The sequence below is a fragment of the Kribbella sp. NPDC051936 genome (genome assembly GCF_040680955.1).
Taxonomy (GTDB): domain Bacteria; phylum Actinomycetota; class Actinomycetes; order Propionibacteriales; family Kribbellaceae; genus Kribbella.
In genome coordinates this window covers 620,477-642,467 of sequence record NZ_JBFAXS010000002.1, presented here as the reverse complement: position 1 = coordinate 642,467, position 21,991 = coordinate 620,477, and the positions used below count along the sequence as shown (strand labels likewise).

The 21,991-nt window shown below is 69.9% G+C and carries 18 protein-coding genes; 9 read left to right on the top strand and 9 right to left on the bottom strand.

All coding sequences use genetic code 11. The features are described from left to right. The first annotated feature begins 1 nt into the window (after position 1). Together AB0L64_RS08640 and AB0L64_RS08635 are read left to right on the top strand one after the other, a co-directional pair. Positions 2-757, top strand: coding sequence for a beta-phosphoglucomutase family hydrolase (locus AB0L64_RS08640; protein ID WP_363709198.1), 756 nt, complete (start codon positions 2-4; stop codon positions 755-757). Further along, on the top strand, positions 754-3,123 hold the full coding sequence (locus AB0L64_RS08635; RefSeq protein WP_363709196.1) for a glycoside hydrolase family 65 protein: 2,370 nt from the start codon (positions 754-756) through the stop codon (positions 3,121-3,123). The genes AB0L64_RS08640 and AB0L64_RS08635 overlap by 4 nt, the downstream gene beginning before the upstream one ends. 19 nt (positions 3,124-3,142) lie before the next feature. Here the strand turns inward: AB0L64_RS08635 and AB0L64_RS08630 are convergent, their stop codons facing one another. Next, positions 3,143-3,412: a hypothetical protein gene (locus AB0L64_RS08630; RefSeq protein ID WP_359923296.1), complete on the bottom strand. Its 270-nt coding sequence runs from the start codon at positions 3,410-3,412 to the stop codon at positions 3,143-3,145. 117 nt (positions 3,413-3,529) lie between these two features. After that, positions 3,530-4,333, bottom strand: a complete 804-nt coding sequence (locus AB0L64_RS08625) for a hypothetical protein (protein WP_363709194.1) — start codon at positions 4,331-4,333, stop codon at positions 3,530-3,532. Positions 4,334-4,490: 157 nt separating this feature from the next. Here AB0L64_RS08625 and AB0L64_RS08620 point away from each other — a divergent pair, with 157 nt between their 5' ends. Together AB0L64_RS08620 and AB0L64_RS08615 are read left to right on the top strand one after the other, a co-directional pair. Beyond that, positions 4,491-5,594 (top strand): crosslink repair DNA glycosylase YcaQ family protein, encoded by a 1,104-nt coding sequence (locus tag AB0L64_RS08620; RefSeq protein WP_363709192.1) that lies wholly within the window; start codon positions 4,491-4,493, stop codon positions 5,592-5,594. A gap of 31 nt (positions 5,595-5,625) precedes the next feature. Further along, positions 5,626-7,008, top strand: coding sequence for a ricin-type beta-trefoil lectin domain protein (locus AB0L64_RS08615; protein ID WP_363709190.1), 1,383 nt, complete (start codon positions 5,626-5,628; stop codon positions 7,006-7,008). Here AB0L64_RS08615 and AB0L64_RS08610 read toward each other — a convergent pair whose 3' ends face one another. Then, a complete protein-coding gene (locus AB0L64_RS08610) occupies positions 7,009-7,878 on the bottom strand; it encodes a DMT family transporter (RefSeq protein WP_363709188.1) in 870 nt (289 codons plus the stop codon). 81 nt (positions 7,879-7,959) lie between these two features. On the opposite strand from AB0L64_RS08610, the gene AB0L64_RS08605 reads away from it, so the two are divergent. Then, the gene (locus AB0L64_RS08605) at positions 7,960-8,841 is read left to right on the top strand and encodes a LysR family transcriptional regulator (RefSeq protein WP_363709186.1); all 882 of its coding nucleotides are present in this window, start codon (positions 7,960-7,962) and stop codon (positions 8,839-8,841) included. Between the two features lie 10 nt (positions 8,842-8,851). Here the strand turns inward: AB0L64_RS08605 and AB0L64_RS08600 are convergent, their stop codons facing one another. The 4 genes from AB0L64_RS08600 to AB0L64_RS08585 are packed head-to-tail and all read right to left on the bottom strand — an operon-like array spanning position 8,852 to position 11,897. After that, a complete protein-coding gene (locus tag AB0L64_RS08600) occupies positions 8,852-9,043 on the bottom strand; it encodes a DUF1918 domain-containing protein (protein WP_359923310.1) in 192 nt (63 codons plus the stop codon). A gap of 38 nt (positions 9,044-9,081) precedes the next feature. Beyond that, a complete protein-coding gene (locus AB0L64_RS08595) occupies positions 9,082-9,726 on the bottom strand; it encodes a LysE family translocator (RefSeq protein WP_363709184.1) in 645 nt (214 codons plus the stop codon). Positions 9,727-9,781: 55 nt separating this feature from the next. Next, the gene (locus AB0L64_RS08590) at positions 9,782-11,194 is read right to left on the bottom strand and encodes a HAMP domain-containing sensor histidine kinase (protein ID WP_363709182.1); all 1,413 of its coding nucleotides are present in this window, start codon (positions 11,192-11,194) and stop codon (positions 9,782-9,784) included. 25 nt (positions 11,195-11,219) lie between these two features. Next, entirely contained in the window at positions 11,220-11,897 is a 678-nt protein-coding gene (locus tag AB0L64_RS08585; protein ID WP_355691469.1) for a response regulator transcription factor, read from the bottom strand. 133 nt (positions 11,898-12,030) lie between these two features. Between AB0L64_RS08585 and yicI the strand changes: the two genes are divergently transcribed. After that, positions 12,031-14,274 carry an alpha-xylosidase gene (yicI, locus tag AB0L64_RS08580; protein ID WP_363709180.1) on the top strand — a complete coding sequence of 748 codons (2,244 nt, stop codon included), beginning with the start codon at positions 12,031-12,033 and terminating at the stop codon, positions 14,272-14,274. Here the strand turns inward: yicI and AB0L64_RS08575 are convergent. Both AB0L64_RS08575 and AB0L64_RS08570 read right to left on the bottom strand, forming a co-directional pair. Further along, entirely contained in the window at positions 14,223-17,006 is a 2,784-nt protein-coding gene (locus tag AB0L64_RS08575) for a glycoside hydrolase family 3 C-terminal domain-containing protein (RefSeq protein WP_363709178.1), read from the bottom strand. The two genes, yicI and AB0L64_RS08575, sit on opposite strands and share 52 nt — an antisense overlap. Before the next feature lie 161 nt (positions 17,007-17,167). Continuing rightward, positions 17,168-18,358, bottom strand: a complete 1,191-nt coding sequence (locus AB0L64_RS08570) for an ROK family transcriptional regulator (protein ID WP_363709176.1) — start codon at positions 18,356-18,358, stop codon at positions 17,168-17,170. 109 nt (positions 18,359-18,467) lie between these two features. On the opposite strand from AB0L64_RS08570, the gene AB0L64_RS08565 reads away from it, so the two are divergent. The 3 genes from AB0L64_RS08565 to AB0L64_RS08555 are packed head-to-tail and all read left to right on the top strand — an operon-like array spanning position 18,468 to position 21,989. Continuing rightward, positions 18,468-20,132 carry an extracellular solute-binding protein gene (locus tag AB0L64_RS08565; protein ID WP_363709174.1) on the top strand — a complete coding sequence of 555 codons (1,665 nt, stop codon included), beginning with the start codon at positions 18,468-18,470 and terminating at the stop codon, positions 20,130-20,132. A 46-nt stretch (positions 20,133-20,178) separates the two neighbouring features. Then, entirely contained in the window at positions 20,179-21,087 is a 909-nt protein-coding gene (locus AB0L64_RS08560; RefSeq protein ID WP_363709172.1) for an ABC transporter permease subunit, read from the top strand. After that, a complete protein-coding gene (locus tag AB0L64_RS08555) occupies positions 21,084-21,989 on the top strand; it encodes a carbohydrate ABC transporter permease (protein WP_359923331.1) in 906 nt (301 codons plus the stop codon). Before AB0L64_RS08560 ends, AB0L64_RS08555 begins: the two co-directional genes overlap by 4 nt. The last annotated feature ends 2 nt before the right edge of the window (positions 21,990-21,991 follow it).

Here is a 21,991-nt window from a genome sequence, read left to right as displayed (position 1 = left end):
CATGCTGGGACTACCTACGGGGATCCGGGCCTGCCTGTTCGACCTGGATGGTGTGCTCACCGACACCGCCGCCGTTCATGCTGCCGCGTGGAAAGAGATGTTCGACGAGTTCCTCCGCGACTATGCGGCGCAGCACGGGATCGCCTTCGTGCCGTTCGACGCCCGCGCGGAGTACGACGCGTATGTCGACGGCAAGCCGCGGCCCGACGGCGTCCGGGACTTCCTGACCTCGCGCGGCATCACCTTGCCGGAGGGCACGGCCGGGGATCCGCCGTCCGCGATGACGGTCAACGGTCTCGGCAACCGGAAGAACGAGGCGGTGCAGCGGCGGATCCGCACCGACGGCGTGCACGTGTTCGAAGGCTCCCGGAAGTATCTGGAGGCCGCCGAGCAGGCCGGGCTCCGCCGGGCCGTCGTGTCGTCGAGTGCGAACACCCGTCAGGTGCTGGAGGTCACCGGTCTGGCGCGGTTCGTCGAGCAGATCGTCGACGGTGTGACGATCCGGACCGAGGGCCTGAAGGGCAAGCCGGCGCCGGACACGTTCCTCGCCGCGGCCAAGGGCTTCGGCGTCGACCCGTCCGCGGCGGCGGTCTTCGAGGACGCGCTGGCGGGTGTGTCCGCCGGCCGTTCGGGCCACTTCGGGCGGGTGATCGGAGTGGACCGCGTCGGCCAGGCGGCCGAGCTGAAGTCGCACGGCGCCGACGTCGTGGTCCGCGACCTGGCCGACCTGCTGCGGCCGGAGGTGGAGGGCGAATGATCGACCGGGGCCACCATCCGATCGAGCCGTGGCGGCTGCGCGAGACGCGGCTCGCGCTCGACAAGCTGGCGCAGGCGGAGTCCCTGTTCGCCCTGTCGAACGGTCACATCGGCCTGCGCGGCAACCTCGACGAGGGCGAGCCGTATGCGATCCCCGGCACGTACCTGAACTCGTTCTACGAGCAGCGCCCGCTGCCGTACGCCGAGGCCGGCTACGGGTACCCGGAGTCCGGGCAGACCCTCGTGGACGTCACCAACGGGAAGCTGATCCGGCTGCTCGTCGACGACTCGCCGTTCGACATCCGCTACGGCTACCTGTCCAAGCACGAGCGCTCGCTGGATTTCCGCACCGGCATCCTCGAGCGGGACGTGGACTGGACGTCACCGGGCGGCAAGCGGATCAAGGTCCGCAGCCGCCGGCTCGTGTCGCTCACCCAGCGCGCGGTGGCCGCGATCGAGTACGTCGTCGAGCCCGTCGACCAGCCGGCCCGATTCGTGATCCAGTCCGAGCTCGTGGCGAACGAGGCGCAGCCGAAGCTGTCCGACGATCCGCGGGTGGCCGCGGTCCTGGACAACCCGCTGAAGCCGGTCAGCCACGACGGCGGCGAGCACGGGACCGTCCTGATCCACCGCACGACCCGCAGCCAGCAGCTGATGGCCGCGGCGATGGCGCACGAGGTGGACACCTCGGTCCGCTACGCGATGGACCAGGACGTCCGCGAGGACTGGGCGCGGACCACGGTGATCTGCCAGCTGCAGCCGGGCGAGAGCCTGCGCGTCGTGAAGTACCTGGCGTACGGCTGGTCCAGCCTGCGGTCCGAGACCGCCATCCGGGACCAGGTCGCGGCCGCGCTCGCGAGCGCCCGGTTCTCCGGCTGGGACGGCCTGACCGGGCAGCAGGCCGAGTTCCTGGACGACTTCTGGGACGGCGCCGACGTCGAGGTGCAAGGGCATCCGGAGTTGCAGCAGGCGGTCCGGTTCGCGCTGTTCCACATCCTGCAGGCCGGTGCGCGCGCCGAGCGGCGGGCGATCCCGTCGAAGGGACTGACCGGCGCCGGGTACGACGGGCACACGTTCTGGGACACCGAGGGCTTCGTGCTGCCGGTGCTGACCTACACGATGCCGGACGCCGCCGCGGACGCGCTGCGCTGGCGCCATTCGACGCTGGAGATGGCGAAGCAACGTGCCGCGGAGCTCGGCTTCCGCGGGGCCGCGTTCCCGTGGCGGACGATCCGCGGCCAGGAATGCTCCGGCTACTGGCCGGCGGGGACGGCGGCTTTCCACATCAACGCCGACATCGCCGAGGCCGTCATGCGGTACTACCGGGCCACCGGCGACGACGGCTTCCTCGACGAGGTCGGGCTCGAGCTGCTCGTCGAGACCGCCCGGTTGTGGATGTCGCTCGGCCACCACGACCGCGAAGGACGCTGGCACCTGCCCGGAGTGACCGGCCCGGACGAGTACAGCGCTGTTGCCGACGACAACGTCTTCACGAACCTGATGGCAGCCCGCAACCTGCGCTCCGCGGCCGAGATCGCCGCGAAGGTGCCGGCCAAGGCGCGTGAGCTCGGGGTCGACAGCGAGGAGGAGGCGATCTGGCGGGACGCCGCGGCCGCCGTCTACATCCCGTACGACGAGGACCTCGGCGTACATCCCCAGTCCGAAGGCTTCACCGGATACGCCGTCTGGGATTTCGAGGCCTACAAGGACAGGTATCCGCTCCTGCTGCACGCGCCGTACTTCCAGCTGTATCGCACCCAGGTCGTCAAACAGGCCGATCTGATGCTGGCGACGTACTGGTGCGGCGACGCGTTCACCGCCGAGGAGAAGGCGCGGAACTTCGACTACTACGAGCGGCTCACCGTGCGGGACTCGTCGTTGTCGGCGTGCGTGCAGGCCGTGATGGCGGCCGAGGTGGGGCACCTGGACCTGGCCTACGACTATGCGTACGAAGCGGCCCTGATCGACATGCGCAACCTGCACCACAACACCGGCGACGGTCTGCACATGGCCTCGCTCGGCGGTGCCTGGAGTGCGCTGGTGGCCGGGTTCGGTGGATTGCGCGAGTGGGACGGCTGCCTGTGCTTCGATCCGGCGTTGCCGGTCGGCCTGGCCGGACTGAGTTTCGCCGTCCGCTGGCGCGGGGTGCGGCTGCGGGTGGAGATCGAGCCGCTCTCGGTGAAGTACTCGGTGCACGACGGGCCGGACGCGTCGATGACGTTGCGGCACGCCGGTGAGCTGATCACGGTCACCGCGAAGCAGCCGGTGATCCGGTCTTTGGAGAAGCGCCGGCCGTTGCTGCCCCGGCCGCCACAGCCGCCGGGCCGCGCGCCGCGGCCGGCGATGGCGATCAACGAGGAGAGCTGAGGCCGGCGCTCCGGGTCGGTCAGTGCTTGATGGCGCGGTTCTGGTGGCGGGCCGACAGCGACTCGGCGGTGCCGACGAGCAGTACCGAGGAGATCACCGCGACGATGAAGCCGAGCGCGTTCAGCTCGAAGATGCCGCCGGTGCCGAGAATGCTCGCGATGGTCCCGCCGATCACCGAACCGGCCAGCCCGAGCAGCAGCGTGGCGAGCAGGCCGAGCTTCTGCTTGCCGGGCGTGAAGAGCCGGGCCAGCGCTCCGATGATGAGTCCGGCGATGATGAAGCCGATCATGGCTGATGTCCTCCGAGAGTCGAACGGTAGGACTCCAGTCTGCCGCCGCGGGTCGCTCCGCGGCAGGGGAGTTGTCCCTGACCGGACCCGGACCCGACCCTGGCCGGGCTCGGCGGTTCAGGGACGTGTCGTGACGCTGTACAGCCTGCTGTTCGCGAGCAGCCGGGGAGCGCCGCCGAGCCGTCCGATGACCGTGGCCTCGAGTTGCTCGGTCGCGTTCGCGTCACCGCGCAGCAGCGCCTTGTAGCCGGTCCGGCAGGCCGAGCGGGGGCTCAGGATCTCGACGTACAGCTCGATATCGGACATTTCCGGATGGGTCTTGAGCACGCCCAGGGTGCTCTTCGCGCACCGCACCAGGGTCGGCTGGGTCCGGGCCGAACTGTTGGCGGTGAGCAGCTGGTCGGCGAGTGCTTTCGTGACGAAGTACTCGGCGCTGGATTGCCTGTCCTGGAGGTAGCGGACGGACGCGGACTCCTTGACGTTGTCGGTGAGCGCGCAGAGCGCCCACTTGGGTGGCAGTGTGACGACCTGGGTCTGCGGCACGTACGGCGGGATGTCTGGCACCTTCGCGCCACTGTTGTTGACCGCGATCAGGGCGGCCCGCGAGGCCGGGTCTTTCGGGTTCGCGTGCGGCGCCGCGACCAGGCGGGTGGTGAAGTTCGGGTCGGGGATGACGACGACCGACAGGCTGCCGGTGTTCTTCATCAGCAACGAGGTGCGGCTCGGATCGGTGCGGACCGTCAGCTGCACGCCGTCGGTCTCGGACTCGGTCGGAAGCCTCTCGGTGGACCGGGTGCAGTCGGTCGCCGGCTTGAGCGCCGCCTGCGTGCGCGGCACGGCGACCGACGGGCTCGGCGACACCTCGGGCGGCACACTCGTCCCTCCGTCGGACGAACAGCCGGCGACGAGCAGAACCGACATGATCGACACAAACGACACCGCACAGGGCAGGAATGCCCGCTCACGTAACGCCACCATGACCCCCTGAAAACTCCGAGCACCAGGTCCCCACCCGCTCGGCTACTCCCTCAGAATCTCCCTCCACCATACTGTCCGTGCGGTGCCTTAGCCTCGGTTCGTGGCTGTTCACCGGTTGTCGAAGCGCGATGCACGGCGGCTGGCCGTGCGTGCCCAGCTGCTCACCAAGGAGCGGCCGGCCGACCTGTTCGAGGTCGTGCGCGGGCTGACCGTGGTGCAGCTCGACCAGACCGCGTATGTCGCGCCGAACGCCGACCTCGTGGCCTGGAGCCGCCTTGGTTCGTCGTACGATCCGACCGAGCTCGTCGATGCGCTGGCGTCGCTGGAGCTCGTGCAGTTCCGCGGGTTCGCGCGGCTGCCGGAGACGATGGCGTTGTTCCGGGCCGAGATGGCGGCCTGGCCGAGCGACGGGGAGCCGCTCGACTGGCAGCAGTACCGACAGGACTGGGTCCGGGCGAACGAAGGCTGCCGGGTCGACATCCTGGAGCGGCTCCGGCAGGACGGTCCCCTCACCATGCGCGAGCTGCCGGACACTTGTGTGCGGCCGTGGCGATCGAGTGGGTGGACCAACAATCGCAACGTGTCGCAGATGCTGGAGTTCATGGTGCAGCGCGGCGAGGTGGCGATCGCGGGCCGGGACGGCCGGGACCGGCTGTGGGACCTCGCCTCCCGCATCTACCCGGACGATCCGGTCGTGCCGCTCGCCGACGCGGTCACGATCCGGCACGAGCAGCGGCTGCGGTCGATGGGGCTGCTGCGCTCGAAAGGACCTGCCTGCCCGGGCGAGCCGCTCGACGCCGGCCACGTGGGGGAGCCGGCGGTGGTGGACGGCGTCCGCGGCGAGTGGCGGGTCGATCCGGAGTTGCTCGACCGGCCGTTCAGCGGGCGGACGGCGCTCCTGTCACCGCTGGACCGCCTGGTGTACGACCGGAAGCGGCTGCTGGAGATCTTCGACTTCGACTACCAGCTGGAGATGTACAAGCCGGTCGCGAAGCGCCGGTGGGGGTACTTCGCGCTGCCGATCCTGCACAACGACCGGCTGGTCGGGAAGCTCGACGCGGCGTCCGACCGGAAGGCCGGGGTGTTCCGCGTGGACGCGATCCACGAGGACGAGCCGTTCTCGAAGACGCTGACCGCCGCGGTGCACCGGGAGATCCGTGACCTGGCCGCCTGGTTGCGCCTCGAACTCGTGACGAGCTCTTGACGACCCGCTCTGTTTACGTAAACATCGCGGCGTGAGATCAACCGTCCGCAGTCTCCTCGCCGTCCTGCTGTGCTGTTTCGCGCTCGCCGCCGCGGTTCCCGGAACCGTCGCCGCGAGCCCGCCGGGAACGAACGATTTCCGCGGCGTCAACTGGGCCGATCCGCGCGACAACTACGCCGACGACGAGGTCGTCCCGTCCGGCCTGAGCACGACCGACGACTACCCGGCGACGTACCGCAAGGCGCTCGGGATCGTCGGGGAGTTCCGCAAGGAACTGAAGGCGAACACGATCCGGCTGCCGATCAACCCCTTGAGTGTGGGCACCGACTGGTGGCGTGCCTACCGCGGGGCGATCGACGCGTCGGTGGCCAGTGGGTTCAAGGTGATCCTGAGCTACTGGGAGGCCGACAACGCCAAGGACGGACGGGTCGACGACCCGGCGGCCTTCGCGGCGATGTGGGACACGGTGGTGAAGGCGTACGGGAAGAACCCGCGGGTGTACTTCGAGCCGATGAACGAGCCGTTCGGGTACTCGCTGCCCGAGTGGGTGTCGCTGACGTCGGCGTGGATCGCCCGGCACAGCGACGTTCCGCGCGGGCGGATCGTCATCTCCGGGACCGGCTACAACGACAACGTGACCGGCGTCGGCGCGGCGCCGGAGCTGAACGGGACGCTGCTGTCGCTGCACTTCTACGGCTTCTGGGCCTCCGACACGACCGAGGCCGCCTGGCTGGCGAACCTCCGGCCGCGGATCGGCTCGTACGGCTGGCGGACGATCATCGACGAGGCCGGCTCGCCGATGACGATCGGCCTGAACTACGGCAACCACGAGGGGAACGTGTACACGTCGTACCTCGCTGCGCTGACGCAGGTCGCGCGTGAGAACGACATGGGCATCGTGTACTGGCCCGGTCTGCGCACCGGCGACTCGTACTCGATGACGACGCAGGTCGGGCCGGCCGATCTCCAGGTCAACAGCATCAGCGGACGCGACCAGCTGTGGTGGGGCTGGGGCCTGCTCAAGAGCGAGCCGACGAACAGCGAGCCGCCGGCCCCGCCTGGTGAGCCCCTGCGTGGTGTCGCCAGCAACCGCTGCGTCGACGTGCCGGGCTTCTCGACCAGTCCCGGTACGGCGCTCGACCTGTGGGACTGCAACAACGGCGGCAACCAGTCGTGGAACCTCACCGCCTCGAACCAGCTGACGGTGTATGCGGACAAGTGCATGACCGCGGGCACCTCCTCCGTGACCATCGAGAACTGCACCGGCGGCGACAACCAGGTCTGGCATCTGAACGCCGACCAGACCGTCACGTCGACGGCCGGCTGCCTGACCGCCAACGGCACCGGCAACGGAGCAGCCGTTGTCGTTGCCCCCTGCAACGGCTCGGCCGACCAGAAATGGACGCGCAGCTGATCAACCCTGGGTGACCGGCACCGGCTGGGGCCGCGACTCGCGGTGGGTGCGTTCGATGGATTGGCCCCAGGTGGTGCCGGCGAGCATCAGGGCGGCGCCGAGAACGGCCGGGGTGGCGAGGTGTTCGTCGCCCAGGCCGATGCCGATGGCAACTGCCCAGATGGGTTCGGTGCCGAGCAGGAGACTGGCGCGGCTGGCCGACGTGCGCTGGATCGCCCAGGTCTGGGCCAGGAAGGCGAACACGCTGCAGAACAGGGCGAGATAGATCATCTGCAGCCAGGTGCCGGCACCGGCGTGCGTGGGCAGGTGCGGTACGGCGGGGATGGCGAACAACGCCGTACCGACGAGGGTTTGGACCGTCGTCAGCTGCAACGGCCGCAGCCCGGTGGACAGGCGGCCGACGAGCGCGACGTGGCCTGCGCGGACGACGGCGGCGGCGAGCATGAGCAGATCGCCGACGCCGGGTGCATGCAGGCCGTGGGCGGACATCAGCAGGCCGACGGCGACGACGCAGAGACCGGCCGCGAGGTAGAAGCGCGGCGGCAGACCGCGACGATCGAACAGCGGCGTGAGCACCAGCGTGAGGCTGATGATCAGCCCCGCGTTCGCCGCGGTGGTGTGCGTGACGCCGTACGTCTCCAGCACGAGGACCGCTGCCTGCGTGAGGCCGAGGACGAGCCCGGCCTTCATTTCCCGCCGGTTGATGCCGCGGGCCAGTGGTACGAGCGCGAGAGCAGAGATGCCGTACCGCAGGAAGAGCACGGTCAGCACCGGCGCGCTGCCGGTCGCGGTCTTGGCTGCGAGGTAGCTCGATCCCCAGACCACGGCGACGAGTAGCAGGACGAGATCGGTACGGCGGGTTCCGGGCACGGGATCAACCGTGCGGGCTCAGAACGTTGAAGCCAAGTACCAATGTGTTCAGCAACGATGTAGTGCAGCTACATTATGGGAATGGATGAACGGCAGCTCCGGGTGCTTCGGGAAGTCGGCGAGCTGGGGAGCGTGACCGCGGCGGCAGAGGCGTTGCTGGTGACACCGTCGGCGATCTCCCAGCAGCTGCGCCTGTTGCAGCGGTCGATGCCGGTGCCGTTGACCGAGCGCGACGGCCGCCGGGTCGTGCTGACCCCGGCCGGTCGTGCGTTGGCGGGAGCTGCGGCCGATGTGGAGTCGGCGCTCGCACGGGCCCGGCACGTCGTGGACGACTTCGTGGAGCAGCCTGACGGCGAGGTCTCGGTGGCGGCGTTCCACAGTGCCGCCGCGGCGTTCTTCCCGCGGTTGCTGTGCATCGCCCCGAAGGTCAGCCTGCACGACGAGGACGTGCCGCAGGACGAGTTCCCGGCGCTCACCCGGGAGTACGACGTGGTCCTGGCGCACCGTCTCGACCACGCGTCCCCGTGGCCGCGGACGGTCGCGGTCACGCCGCTGCTGCACGAGCCGCTCGACGTCGCCGTACCGGTCGATCACCGGCTCGCGGCGAAGCGGTCGCTGACCCCGCGCGACGTCGCGCACGAACCGTGGATCACCGTCCACGACGGCTTCCCGCTGATGGCGACGATCGAGGCGATCGGAGCGGCCGCGAACCACCGCCTCGAGCTGGTCCATCGCGTCAACGAGTTCACCGTCGTCGCCGAGCTGGTGGCGGCCGGCGCCGGCCTCGCCCTGATGCCGCGCTGGACCGCGCAGCGTCATCCGGCGGTGGCGCTCCGCCCGCTCCGCGACGTCCACACCCGTCGCCACATCGACGCCCTGTATCGTCCCGAACGTGCCGCGAGGCAAGCGGTCCGCACAGTCCTCGACGAACTCCGGCACGCCACCGCGGCCGTCCGGAACTGACCCGGATCAGCTACCTCTCGACGTGCACGATGTGCGCGTCCGGACCCGGGAAGAACAGTGACTCGGAGTCGGTGTCGCTCCAGTGCACGAGGTACGGCGGTGCGCCGTCCGGATCGTGCACCTCGACGATCTGACCTTCCCGCCGATGTGCCATCAGGTGGCTGCTCTCCACCACGACCTGATCGCCTGCTGCAGCTTTCACCACACCCACCTCCTTCACCTTCCAGCTTGGTCCACCCCTCAGCGGATGTCGATGGCGAGCCGGGCGGCAAGCCCCGCGAAGATCGCCGCCGTCACCCGCTCGAGCCTCCGGCGGATCCTGCTGCCGGTGCGGAAGAAACGCTCGGTGAGCGTGCCGGCCAGCAGGGCCGCGCCGGCGTCGACCGGGAAGCCGACCAGGATGAACACCGCGCCGAGCACCAGGAACTGCACGGTCGCCGGCCAGCTGCCGCGGCCGGTCGTGATGAACTGCGGGACGAAGGCCAGGTAGAACAGGATCACCTTCGGATTCGCCAGGTTGGTCAGGGTCGCCATCAGGTAGGTCCGGCGCAGCGTCCGCCGAGGGAGCTGCGGCGCGTCCTCAGGAGTCCCGAACTCCTGCCGGCTCGCGCGCCACGTCAGATACGCGAGGTAGAGCAGGAACGCCGCCCCCGCTACCCGTACGCCGTTCAGAACCTGCGGCGCTGCCTGGATCAACGCACCGAGGCCGAGCGCGGCCGCCACGCTGTGCACCGCCAGGCCGGTCGACATCCCTGCCGCGGCCACGACGCCGGTACGGCGCCCGCCGGCCGCCGCGTTCGCCACGATGAACAGCATGTCCGGTCCTGGTACGACGCTGACCAGGAAGACCGCTACCAGGAACCCGAGCACCACCGACACGTCCATGCGTTCCATCCTGGCCCACGGGTGCCGTCCGGTCCCGGCGATTTTCGGTCCGTGGTCAGTTCGGGAGCGTGACGGTCGCCGTCGTACCGCCGGTGCTCGAGGACGTCAGCGTGATGGAGCCGTGGTGCGCATGGGTGATCTCGCGGGCGATCGACAGCCCGAGCCCGGAGCCCCCGCTGGAGCGGGACCGGCTCGTGTCCAGGCGGACGAACCGTTCGAAGACCCGCTGCCGGTCCTGCTCGGGAATCCCGTCCCCGTCGTCCGACACCGTGATGACCGCCGACCCGTTCACGTCCGCCGTGGTCAGGTGGACCGTGCTGTGCGCCGCGCGGGCAGCGTTGTCGACGAGGTTCCGCAGTACCTGACTCAGCCGCGCCGGATCGCCGACGACCCGGACGGGATGCACGTCACCGGTGACGGTCAGTTCGGGCGCCGAGCTCCGCAGCCGCTGGATCTCCGCCGTCACGAGGTCGTCGAGGTCGACGTCGACCTGGCGCATCCGCAGCCCGGTGTCGTCGGCCTTCGCCAGCAGCAACAGGTCCTCGACCAGTTGCCGCATCCGGTCGGTCTCGGTCTCCATCACCTGCCGCAGGTCGTGCCAGGCCTGACCCGTCGTGTCCGCCCCGATGACCTCCAGCGCCGCGGTCAGCGTGGCCAGTGGCGACCGGAGCTCGTGGCTCGCGTCCGCCACGAACGCCCGCTGGGTCGCGTGCCCGGTCTCCAGCCGGTCGAGCATCTCGTTCATCGTCACCGCGAGCCGCGCGATCTCGTCCCGGGTCTGCGGCACCGGGACCCGCTCGGTCAGGTCCCGCGTCCCGATCCGCTGCACCCGCGCCCGGATCCTTTCCACCGGCCGCAGCGCCTGGCCGACCATCAGCCAGCCGGCCACACCGACCACGATCAGCAGCGCCGGGAACCCGATCGCGAGGTACTTCGCCACGGTCGTGACCGTCTGCCGCTGGGTCTCCACCGAGGACGCGACGACGACCGTGTACGTCGTCCCGCCGTACGCCGCTCCCTGCGCGACGATCAGGAACGAGTGGTCGTCGTCGATGAGCGGCATCTCGCCGACCTCGGCCCGCAGCAGCGCGCCCGCCGGCGGCCGGAGGTCGGTGAGCGGGGTGGTCCCGACGCGGGTCGACGACGCAGCGACAACCCGGCCGGCCGGGTCGAGCACCTGGATCAGCTGACCGCTGCGGGTGGACTCGGCGAGGGCAGGCGTGAGCCCCGCCGTGCCGTTCGCGCTCACCTGTTGGGCCACCTCCGCGACCCGGACCTCGGCCGCGTCGGAGACCTCGGTGATCAGCGCCCGCTGCAGGAGCAGCAGCAGGGCGGCCGCGCCGAGCATCATCGCGACCGCCACCACGATCACCGCCGCCGCCGTCGAGCGGCTCCGGACACTCGCCTGCCGCAGGCCGCCGGCGGTCCGGTACCACCCGTCGACGCGCCGTCGCACCACCGTGCTCACGCCCCCAGTCTGGCCCAGGTGCTTTCTAGCCGCCTTCGGGGTTCAGCCGGTAGCCCATCCCGCGGATGGTCTCGATCGCGTGCCGGGCGAACGGGGTGTCGATCTTTTTGCGCAGGTAGCGGACGTAGACCTCGACGACGTTCGGGTCGCCGTCGAAGGCGGGGTCCCAGACTCCGGCCAGGATCTCGCTCTTGCTGACCGTGTCGCCGCGGTGCCGCATCAGGAACTCGAGCAGCCCGTACTCGCGGGGCGTCAGGGTGATCTCCCGCCCGTTGCGCTCGACCCGCCGCCGGGTGACGTCGAGCGTCAGGTCGCCGGCCGTCAGCACGACCGGGCGCTCCGGTCCGCCGCGCCGGATCAGCGCCCGCAGCCGGGCGACCAGGACCAGGAAGCTGAACGGCTTGGTCAGGTAGTCGTCCGCACCGAGGTCGAAGGCGTCGGTCTGGTCGTACTCGCCGTCCTTGGCGGTCAGCATCAGCACCGGCGTCCAGACGCCGCGGGCCCGGAGCAGCTCGAGCACGCGGTACCCGTTCAGCTTCGGCAGCATGATGTCCAGCACGATCACGTCGTAGTTGTGCTCGGTCGCGGCCCACACCGCGTTCTCGCCGTCGTGCACCAGCTCCACGACGAACCCGGCGTCGGTCAGCCCCCGGTGCACGGTGTCGGCCAGCCGCAGTTCGTCCTCGACCATCAGCACTCGCATCCCCCCAGTCTCACGGCTCGGCGCTGAGAATCCGCTGAGAGGTCCGCAACTTGACGTCGTGAAGTTGCGATCTCTACGGTTGTCGAAACGCTGTCGAAGCGCTTCGACAATCCGATCCGGAAGGCTGGCCGGCATGAAGTTCACCGACGGGTACTGGCAGCTGCGGGCGGGGCTGACGCGGTTGCGGCCGGCCGAGGTCGAGAGCGTGCAGGCGGGGGAGCGGGAGCTGACCGTGTTCGCGCCCGCCAAGCGGATCGAGCGGCGCGGCGACACGCTCAACCAGCCGATGTTCACCGTGACGTTCTCGTCGCCGGCCCGCGGGGTGATCGGCGTCCGGATCGCGCACCACCTCGGCGGACTGCCCGCGCACCCGTCGTACCGGCTGACCACCGACGACGGGCATCCGGTGAAGGTGGAGGTCGGTGCCGCCGAGGCGCGGCTGACGTCGGGCGAGCTGAGTGTGGTGATCGCGCTCGACGGCCCGTGGGACGTGCGCTTCGAGCAGGACGGGAAGCAGCTGACCAACTCGGGCGCGCGCAGCGTCGGCCTGGTCACCGATGCCGACGGCAGGCACTTCCTGCACGAGCAGCTGGCGCTCGGCGTCGGCGAGACCGTGTACGGACTCGGCGAGCGGTTCGGCGCGTTCGTGAAGAACGGCCAGGTCGTCGACAGCTGGAACGCCGACGGCGGCACGTCGAGCGAGCAGGCGTACAAGAACGTCCCGTTCTACCTGAGCAGCAAGGGGTACGGCGTCCTCGTCGACAGCCCGGCCCACGTGTCGTTCGAGGTCGGCTCGGAGGTGACGTCCCGCAACCAGTTCAGCGTCGAAGGCCAGGAGCTGGCGTACTACGTGTTCGCCGGCCCGGCGCCGAAAGACGTGCTGCGCCGCTACACCGCTCTCACCGGACGGCCCGCGCGCGTGCCCGCGTGGTCGATGGGGCTGTGGTTGTCGACCTCGTTCACCACGGACTACACCGAGGAGACGACGAGCGCGTTCATCGACGGGATGGCGGCGCGCGACCTGCCGCTGAGCGTCCTGCACTTCGACTGTTTCTGGATGCGGCAGTTCCACTGGTGCGACTTCGTCTGGGATCCGGTCGCGTTCCCGGACCCGGCCGGGATGGTGCGCCGGTTGAAGGACCGCGGGCTGCGGGTCAGCCTGTGGATCAACCCGTACATCGCGCAGCGCTCGGTGTTGTTCGAGGAGGGCCGCCGGCTCGGGTACCTGCTGAAGCGCGCGGACGGCTCGGTCTGGCAGTGGGACTTGTGGCAGGCCGGGATGGCGATCGTCGACTTCACCAACCCGGACGCGACGGCCTGGTTCCGCTCGAAGCTGCAGGCGCTGGTCGACCTGGGCGTGGACTGCTTCAAGACCGACTTCGGCGAGCGCATCCCGACCGACGTCGTCTGGTTCGACGGCTCCGACCCGGAGCGGATGCACAACTACTATCCGCAGCTCTACAACGCGGCGGTGTTCGGGCTGCTGGAGGAGAATCGCGGGGCGGGCGAGGCCGTGCTGTTCGCCCGGTCGGCGACGGCCGGTGGCCAGCAGTTCCCGGTGCACTGGGGCGGTGACTGCGAGTCGACCTTCGAGGCGATGGCCGAATCGCTGCGCGGCGGGTTGTCACTGGCGGCGTCGGGCTTCGGCTACTGGAGTCACGACATCGGCGGGTTCGAGGGCACGCCCGACCCCGCGATCTTCAAGCGGTGGGTGGCGTTCGGGCTGCTCTCGTCGCATTCGCGGCTGCACGGCTCGTCGTCGTACCGGGTGCCGTGGGCGTTCGACGAGGAGGCGGTCGACGTCCTGCGGAAGTTCACCAAACTGAAGCTGTCGCTGATGCCGTACCTCGTCGCGGCGGCCGAGGAGGCGCATCGGGACGGGGTGCCGGTGATGCGGCCGATGGCGCTCGAGTTCCCCGGCGATCCCGCGGTCGCGTACCTGGATCGGCAGTACATGCTCGGCCCGGATCTGCTGGTCGCGCCGGTGATGAGCTTCGACGGCGCGGTCTCCTTCTACCTGCCCCGCGGGCGCTGGACGTCGCTGCTGACCGGCGAGGTTGTCACCGGCTCGGCGTGGGTGGAACAGACGCACGGCTTCGACACGGCGCCGTTGTTCGTGCGCGAGGGCGCGGTCATCCCGATCGGCGCGGTGGACGACCGGCCGGAGTACGACTGGTCGGACGGCGTCGAGCTGCGCTGGTTCGAGCCGTCCGACGGCCAGGTCAGCATGATCACACTGCCGTCCCCGAACGGCGACGCCGTGATCGAGCTGACGTTCAAGGCCGGCCAGGTCGAGTCCCGCGTGCTCTCAGGCGCCTGCGAGCACTACACGGTCAAGCTCTCCAGCACGGCCCCGGCGGCCGAGAACACCGCATAGAGCGTATGGACACCGCTCACGGGGGGGAGCTCACCGACGACTGTGATGAGCTCCTCCGTCGGTGACACCTGCACGGTGCTCAACAACTCGCCGTGCAGCGGATCGTCCAGGCGCAGCTCGACGGTGGCGGGCTCGCTGCCGCGGTTGGCGACGCGGGCCACATAGCTCGTCGGATCGAGCTGCAGGTCGTCGAACGCCAACCAGGCTTGGGCTTCCAGCGCGATCACGGCGTCGCCGCGGTCGCGGGCCGCGGTCGTCAGGGTGGTGGCGCTGTAGTCGTCGAAGCCGGCGGCGGCGAGGCGGGTGAGGGTGCGAGGCGGGATCCGCTCGCCGTGAACGTCGAGCGTCGCGGTGAGGCGCAGGTCGGTGCTGGATCGGCCGACCATGATGCTGTGCCGCGCGGTCTCGACGCAGCGCCGGTCTCGGGTCACATCCCAGAAGCCCAGGTCGGCCGCGGCGACGGTCAGCTCGATCTCGGCGGTCTCACCCGGCTCCAGCGACACCCGCCGGAAGCCGCGCAGCTGTCGCAGCGGCTGCTTGACCCGCGAGCGTTGCTGGCGTGTGTACAGCTGGGCGATCTCGGTTCCGGCCCGATCGCCGGTGTTGGTGACGGTGAACGTGACCTGCACGTGGCCGTCCGCCGGCGTCGACGGTGCGCTCAGCCGCAGGTCGCCGTACGCGAAGGTCGTGTAGCTCAGGCCGTGGCCGAACGGGTAGAGCGGTGCGCCGCGGAAGTACAGGTACGTCGCGTCCGTCGCGATGATGTCGTAGTCGAGCAGATCGGGCAGATCCGCCGCGGAGTGGTACCACGTCTGCGTCAGCCGGCCGGCCGGGTCGTGGTCACCGAACAGGACGTCGGCCAGCGCGCGGCCGTACTCCTGGCCGCCGTGGGCGGACCACAGGATCGCCGGGAGATGCTGCTGCGCCCAGCCGATGGCGTACGGGTAGCTGCTGCTCAGGACCAGGACCGTCCGCGGGTTCGCGGCGTGCACCCGCCGGATCAGGCGGTCCTGCGCCGGTGGCAGCTCCAGGGTTGTCCGGTCCTCGGTCTCGCGGCCGTTCACCAACGGGTGGTTGCCAGCGACAACGAGCGTGACGTCGGCCCGGGCCGCCAGCTCGGCGGCCGCCGCCGCGCCGTCGATCACCACGTCGAGCTCGAACGCCGTACCGGCGTCTGCCAGGCCGACTGCACCGTCTGCGTCGACCTGGACGTAGCGGCCGCTGTGCAGGTGCTGGATCAGGACCGCGTTCGACGACGGCACCAGGCGGAAGGTCTGCTTGACCTCCCAGCCGTTCGGGCCGGGCTGGTCCGCGAGCAGTTCGCCCTCGTCGGTGGCGGTCAGGTGCCGGCCGTTCCGCACCGAGCGCAGCGCCCAGGCGTCCCCACCCCAGTCGAACAGATCGAACTCGCCCGGATCCGTGCCGGCCCGCAGCACCGCGTCCCCGCCGACCGCGAGGTACGACGACGAGCCGGCGATCCGCAGCGTGATCCGGTCGACGCCCTCGCAGTACTCGACGCGATCGGAGCCCGATCGCTCGATCAGGCCGTCCAGCGCGGTGACCTGGTAGGGCAGCGTTCCGGCGTACCAGTCCTCGGAGAGCGTGCCGGCCAGCGGCCCGACGACGGCGACCCGCGTCGTCGGCGCGAGCGGGAGGACCTGGCACTCGTGCTTGAGCAGCACGATCGCCTGACGGGCCGCGTCCTGGGCGAGCCGGCGGTGGGTCGGGCAGTTGACCAGTTCGGGTTCGAGTGCGCGGTAAGGGTCGAGCTCCGGCGGGTCGAACTCGCCCAGCCGGAAGCGGATCGCGAGCACCCGCCGTACCGCGGTGTCGAGGTCGGCGGTCGTGATGAGCCCGCGGTCGAGGGCCGTCGTCAGCCGGTCGATCGTCGGGGCGGTGTCTGCGCCGTCCTGGGTGAAGCTGTCCACGCCGGCCGTCAGCGCAGCGGCGTACGCGGTCGTGGCGTCGGGCAGGTACTGCTGCAGGCCGGACAGGTTCCCCGGCGCATAGGCGTCGCTCACGACGAGCAGGTGGTCGGTCGTCCACGTCCGGAGGACGTCGTTGATCAGCGGGCTGAGGTGGGCGGGCCGTCCGTTCACCAGGTTGTACGACGGCATCACCGCGACGGCCGCGCCCGCTTCGATCGGCGCCCGGAAGGCCGGCAGTTCGTAGTCGTGCAGGACCCGTGGCGGCAGGTTGCTCGAGGTGGTGCAGCGGTCCGTCTCGTTGTTGTAGGCAAGGAAATGCTTCAGCGTCGGAGCGGTCTTCAGGTACGTCGGGTCGTCGCCGGCCAGCCCGTGTCCGTATGCGGTCGCGATCACGCCGGTCAGCCAGGGATCCTCGGCGTACCCTTCCTCGTTGCGGCCCCAGCGCGGGTCGCGCAGCGGATTGACCACCGGCGCCCACACGTTGAGGCCGACATCGGCCGGGTCCTTGCGGTGGAACACGCGGACCTCGTCGCCGACAGCCGCGCCGACCTCGCGCACGAGCTCGGGGCTCCAGCTGCTGGCCAGGCCGATCGCTTGGGGGAACACGGTCGCCGGACCGTGCCAGGCGACACCGTGCAGGGCCTCGGTACCGGTTCGGAACGCCTGCAGCCCGAGCCGGGCGACAGGCGGCTGGTACTGGTGCAGGAAGGCGATCTTCTCGGCCAGGGTGAGCCGGGCGAGCAGGTCGTCGATCCGCTCACCGGCCGGCCGGGCGGGGTCGCGGAACGGGGGAGGAGTACTCATCGGCGATCGACTCCACGGTCTGGTGTCGAAGCGCTTCGATCAACGGGCGGCGGAAGCTGATCGAAGCGCTTCGACAGATCGGGCGTGAACAGAGGGTTGCATCCCGCACGCCCAGGGTCAAGACCTCGGCGAGCGGAACGGGTAGGCGCTTTCCTGGGTGGTCAGCGGCTCGGGAGGCGGCCGCGGGTCAATGGGGTCAGGGCGTGGGCGGTGGCGCCCAAGGGAGTGGCGGTGTGCGGGAACGTGGAGGCGGCGACGGTGCAGTCTCCGGCATCGGGGGCGATGGTGGCCTCGCGGAGCGCCTTGTCGACGGCCGGCGCGAGGTGGTCGGCGAGCAGCGCGTACGCACCGCCGAGTAGCACGACCTCGGGGTTGAGGATGTTGACCAGTGCCGCGATGCCGTCGCCGAGATGGGTCCCGGCCTCGGCGAGCACCTTCGTCACCGCGACCTCCTGGGCGTCGGCGCGGCGGATCAGCGACTCGAGCTGCTGCTGGGGATCGTCGTCGACCGCGCCGTCGACCCGTTCGAGGATCGCCGGCAGGCTCGCCAGCGCTTCGAGGCAACCGCGGCGGCCGCAGCCGCACACCGGTCCGTCCGGGACGAGGCGCAGGTGCCCGATCTCCCCGACGTACCCGAGATGCCCCGCGAGCGGACGGCCGTCGGTGATGATGCCCGCCCCGACGCCGGTGTCCCCGGTGACCTGGATGAGGTTCGGCGTGCCGGCGTACGGGCCGTAGAGGTGCTCGGCGAGCACGCCCAGCGACGCGTCGTTGTCGACGGTCACCGGGATGTCGGGTCTTCCGAGTGTCCCGGTGAGCTCGGCGCGCAGCGGGACGCCGGTCCACCCGAGGCCGGCGGCGAGGACGACGGCGCCGTCGCGGTTCACCAGCCCGGGGACGCCGACCGTGATGCCGAGCACCTGGCGCCCGGACGCCTGGACGGTCGTGATCGCCCGGCGGGCCAGGGCCGCGAGCGCGGTGACGGTCTTCGCCGGTCCCGCGTCGACGCCCGGGCCGGCCCGGTGCCACCGCAGGACCTGTTCGCCGGCGGTGTCGCAGGCCAGGGCGGTCTGGCCGCGCGCGCTCACCTCGAGCCCGATCGTCGCGTACGCCGAGCCGTCGAGCACGAGCAGCGTCGCCGGGCGGCCGACGTGGTTCTGCGTCTGCTGCGTCTCGCGGACCAGCCGGCGCTCCAGCAGCTCGCCGACGATGCTCGTCACGGTGGCCTTGTTCAGCCCGGTGCCGGCCGCGATCGCGGCCCGCGAGCAGGGAGCCTCGCGGCGCAGGTGGCCGAGCACCGCCGCCAGGTTGGTGGCGCGGATGTCGGTGTGGTCCGCGGTCTGTGTGGTCAAGGTCCGTCCCGTCCAAAAGAAGTTCTGGGTCAGTTCTACACCTTGTCGCGCTGAGGGCTCTGCGTTAATTTGTTTGGCTACCAGCCCAACTAAGTCTAGGGGATGCGACGTGACCGGACCAGAGATCGGCGGAACCAGCCGCCGCACCTTCATCTCCCTGCTCGGCGCCGGCGCGGCGGCGGCCGCGAGCGGGGCCACGCTGACCGGGTGTTCGGACGGCGGATCGGGGTCCAGTACGACGGGCCGCGCCGAGACCGAGGACAAGCTGTCCGGCCTGCTGCCGAAGTACATCGCGTACGAATCGGTGAAGCCGGACCTGCCGGGGGAGAACGGCGCCTCGCCCGGCTTCTCGCACTATCCGAGCGAGCTGCAGCGGGCGGTGCCGGACAAGATGGTGCCGAGCGGCAAGGAAGTCTCGGCGATGACACCGCTGTGGAGCCCGATCCCGCCGCTGGCCGGCAATTCGTACTTCGCGGCGAACGACGAGCGGATCGGCGCCCCGCTCAAGTTCAACATCCTGAACGGCAACGACTACGGCGACAAGCTCGGACCGATCCTCGCGGCCGGCAACATTCCCGAGCTGCTCTGCATCCCGGGCTGGAACATCTCGGGCCTGGCCCGGTTCGGCCAGGCCGCGGACAAGCTGTTCGAGGACCTCACGCCGTACCTGGCCGGCGACAAGGCGGCCGCGTACCCGATGCTGGCCAACCTGCCGACCAGAGCCTGGGCATACGGCGTCTGGAACTCGCAGCTGAAAGCGGTGCCGTTCCCCGGTGAGGGGTTCCCGTGGATGATGATGTACCGCAAGGACCTGTTCGACCAGGCCGGCGCGGAGCCGCCGAAGAACGCCGACGACTTGCTTGCGCTGGGCAAGCAACTGACCGACGCGAAGGCCGGCCGCTGGGCGTTCGGCAGTGTCGCCGACGAGGTGATCCGGTCGTTCGGGGCGCCGGGAGGCTGGCGCAAGGACTCCAGCGGCAAGCTGGTGAACAAGATCGAGACGCCGGAGTACGCCGAAGCCGTGGCGTTCGTGCGCAGGCTGTTCCAGTCGGGCTACGTGCATCCGGAGGTCGTCGCCAACGCCGGCGCGGACGAGAACGCGCTGTTCGAGGGCGGCAAGTTGCTGATCCGGCAGAACGGCCTCGGCGGCTGGCAGGAGTCGTTGCAGCGGCAGTTGCCGATCAACCCGAAGTACGACCCGCAGCCGGTGCTGCCGTTCGCGCACGACGGCGGTACGCCGATCGTGTGGAGCGGTGATCCGGCCGGGATCTTCACCTTCGTCAAGAAGGGCGTCGGCGAGGAGCGGGTGAAGGAACTGCTGGGCGTGCTGAACTACACCTCCGCGCCGTTCGGGACCGAGGAGTACCAGCTGTACACCTACGGGGTCGAGGGCAAGCACTACACCAAGCAACCGTCCGGCGCGCCGAAGCTGACCCCGCTCGGACAGAAGGAGGTCTCGCAGACGTACGTCTTCCTCGGCGGGCGGCCGACGGCCATCACCCAGAGCGAGTATCCGGGCTACGTCCAGTCGATGAGCGCCTGGCAGAACGCGGCGGCCAAGGTCCGGGAGAAGAACCTGTTCGACGGGATCCGGGTCGAGCAGCCGGCCAAGATGGCGGCCCTCGCGCAGCCGTTCGACGACGCGTTGCAGGACATCTTCCGCGGCCGCCGGCCGGTCAGCGAGCTGAAGACCGCCGTCAAGCAGTGGCAGGACAACGGCGGCAACGAAGGCCGCGACTTCTACGCCAAGGTCCTCAGTGACAACGGTCGGTAGGGTCCGCGTCCGGGGCGCCAGGGTGCGGGCGGTTCCGGCGCGGGGGATGGGGTTCCGGCATCGGTTGCGACGGGACTGGCCGTTGCTGGTGATGGTGCTGCCGGTTGTCGTGCTGCTGGGAGTGTTCCACTACTTCCCGACGCTCGGGAACGTGATCGCCTTCCAGGACTACTCGCCGTACGCCGGGATCCGCGGCAGCGACTTCGTCGGGTTCGCGAACTTCGGGCGGATGTTCTCCGAGCCCGCGTTCTGGAAGGCGGTCGCGAACACGCTGTCGATCACCGCGGTCCAGCTCGCGTTCTTCTTCCCGATCCCGATCGCCCTGGCCTTGCTGCTCAACAGCGTCCTGTCGGCGAAGCTCCGCAACGTCATCCAGGGCATCGTCTACCTGCCGCACTTCTTCTCCTGGGTGCTCGTCGTCTCGCTGTTCCAGCAGATGATCGGCGGCGCCGGCCTGCTCGCCCAGACGCTGCGCGACAACGGCCACCAGGCGATCGACCTGATGACGAAACCGGACACGTTCATCCTCCTCGTCACCGCGCAGGCGGTCTGGAAGGACGCCGGCTGGGGCATGATCGTGTTCCTCGCCGCACTGTCGACCATCAACCCCGCGCTCTACGAGGCCGCCGCCGCCGACGGCGCGAACCGCTGGCGCCGGCTCTGGCACATCACGCTGCCGGGGCTGCGTCCGGTGATCGTCCTGCTGCTGATCCTGCGCCTCGGCGACGCGCTGACGGTCGGGTTCGAGCAGTTCATCCTGCAGCGCAGCGCCGTCGGCGGGGGCGCCGCCGAGGTGCTCGACACCTACGTCTACTACCAGGGCCTGCTCGTCGGCGACTTCGGCTACGGCGCCGCCGCCGGCCTGTTCAAGGGTGTGGTCGGCCTGGTCCTCGTCCTGGTGGCCAACCGCTTCGCGCACATGGTGGGCGAACAGGGGGTGTACTCCCGATCATGAGTGAAAGAGCTGTCTGGGAAGAAGAACCGACACTCCTCGACCGGTTGGGCAAGCCGCTCGTGCTGGTCCTGATCGCGCTGGCGGTCGCGTTCCCGCTGTACGTCGTGGTGGTGACCAGTCTGTCCTCGACCGAGGCCGTGACGCGGGCCGGTGGACTGGTCGTCGTACCACGGGAGCTGACCGTGGCGGCGTACGTGCAGCTGCTGTCGGGTGGCGTCGTCACGCGTGCGCTGCTGATCAGTGTGGTGATCACCGCGATCGGTACGGCGTTCAGCCTCGGGATCACCGTGCTCGCGGCGTACGGGCTGTCGCGTCCGGGGTCGTTGTTCCATCGGCCGCTGCTGTTCGTCGTGCTGCTGACGTTCCTGTTCGGCCCCGGGATCATCCCGAGCTACCTCGTGGTGAACGCGCTCGGGCTCATCGACCACTACGCGTCGCTGATCCTCCCGGCCGCGATCTCCGCTTTCAACCTGATCGTGATGCGGTCGTTCTTCATGGGGATCCCGAGCGAGCTGATCGACAGCGCCCGGATCGACGGCGCGGGCGAGTTCGCGATCCTCCGCCGGATCGTGCTGCCGCTGTCGAAGGCCGTGGTCGCGGTCGTCGGCCTGTTCTACGCCGTGGGCTACTGGAACGCGTTCTTCAATGCCCTGCTCTACATCAACGACAACACGAAGTGGCCGCTGCAGATGGTGCTGCGGACGTACATCGTCCAGCAGCAGCCGCTCCCGACCGGTGCCGGCGGAGTGGCGACCGGGGTCGGCCTGGGACTGCAGCCCGCGCCGGGGCTTGCGATCAAGATGGCGATCGTGGTGATCGCGATCGTGCCGGTCCTGCTGGTCTACCCGTTCATCCAGCGGCACTTCCAGAAGGGCGTCATCATCGGCGCGGTGAAAGGCTAGGC

Coding starts and splice junctions, on each gene's coding strand:
- AB0L64_RS08640 (WP_363709198.1), top strand. CDS start 2: ATGCTGGGACTACCTACGGGGATCCGGGCCTGCCTGTTCGACCTGGAT.
- AB0L64_RS08635 (WP_363709196.1), top strand. CDS start 754: ATGATCGACCGGGGCCACCATCCGATCGAGCCGTGGCGGCTGCGCGAG.
- AB0L64_RS08630 (WP_359923296.1), bottom strand. CDS start 3,412: ATGATCGGCTTCATCATCGCCGGACTCATCATCGGAGCGCTGGCCCGG.
- AB0L64_RS08625 (WP_363709194.1), bottom strand. CDS start 4,333: ATGTCGGTTCTGCTCGTCGCCGGCTGTTCGTCCGACGGAGGGACGAGT.
- AB0L64_RS08605 (WP_363709186.1), top strand. CDS start 7,960: ATGGATGAACGGCAGCTCCGGGTGCTTCGGGAAGTCGGCGAGCTGGGG.
- AB0L64_RS08595 (WP_363709184.1), bottom strand. CDS start 9,726: ATGGACGTGTCGGTGGTGCTCGGGTTCCTGGTAGCGGTCTTCCTGGTC.
- AB0L64_RS08585 (WP_355691469.1), bottom strand. CDS start 11,897: ATGCGAGTGCTGATGGTCGAGGACGAACTGCGGCTGGCCGACACCGTG.
- yicI (WP_363709180.1), top strand. CDS start 12,031: ATGAAGTTCACCGACGGGTACTGGCAGCTGCGGGCGGGGCTGACGCGG.
- AB0L64_RS08575 (WP_363709178.1), bottom strand. CDS start 17,006: ATGAGTACTCCTCCCCCGTTCCGCGACCCCGCCCGGCCGGCCGGTGAG.
- AB0L64_RS08560 (WP_363709172.1), top strand. CDS start 20,179: ATGGGGTTCCGGCATCGGTTGCGACGGGACTGGCCGTTGCTGGTGATG.
- AB0L64_RS08555 (WP_359923331.1), top strand. CDS start 21,084: ATGAGTGAAAGAGCTGTCTGGGAAGAAGAACCGACACTCCTCGACCGG.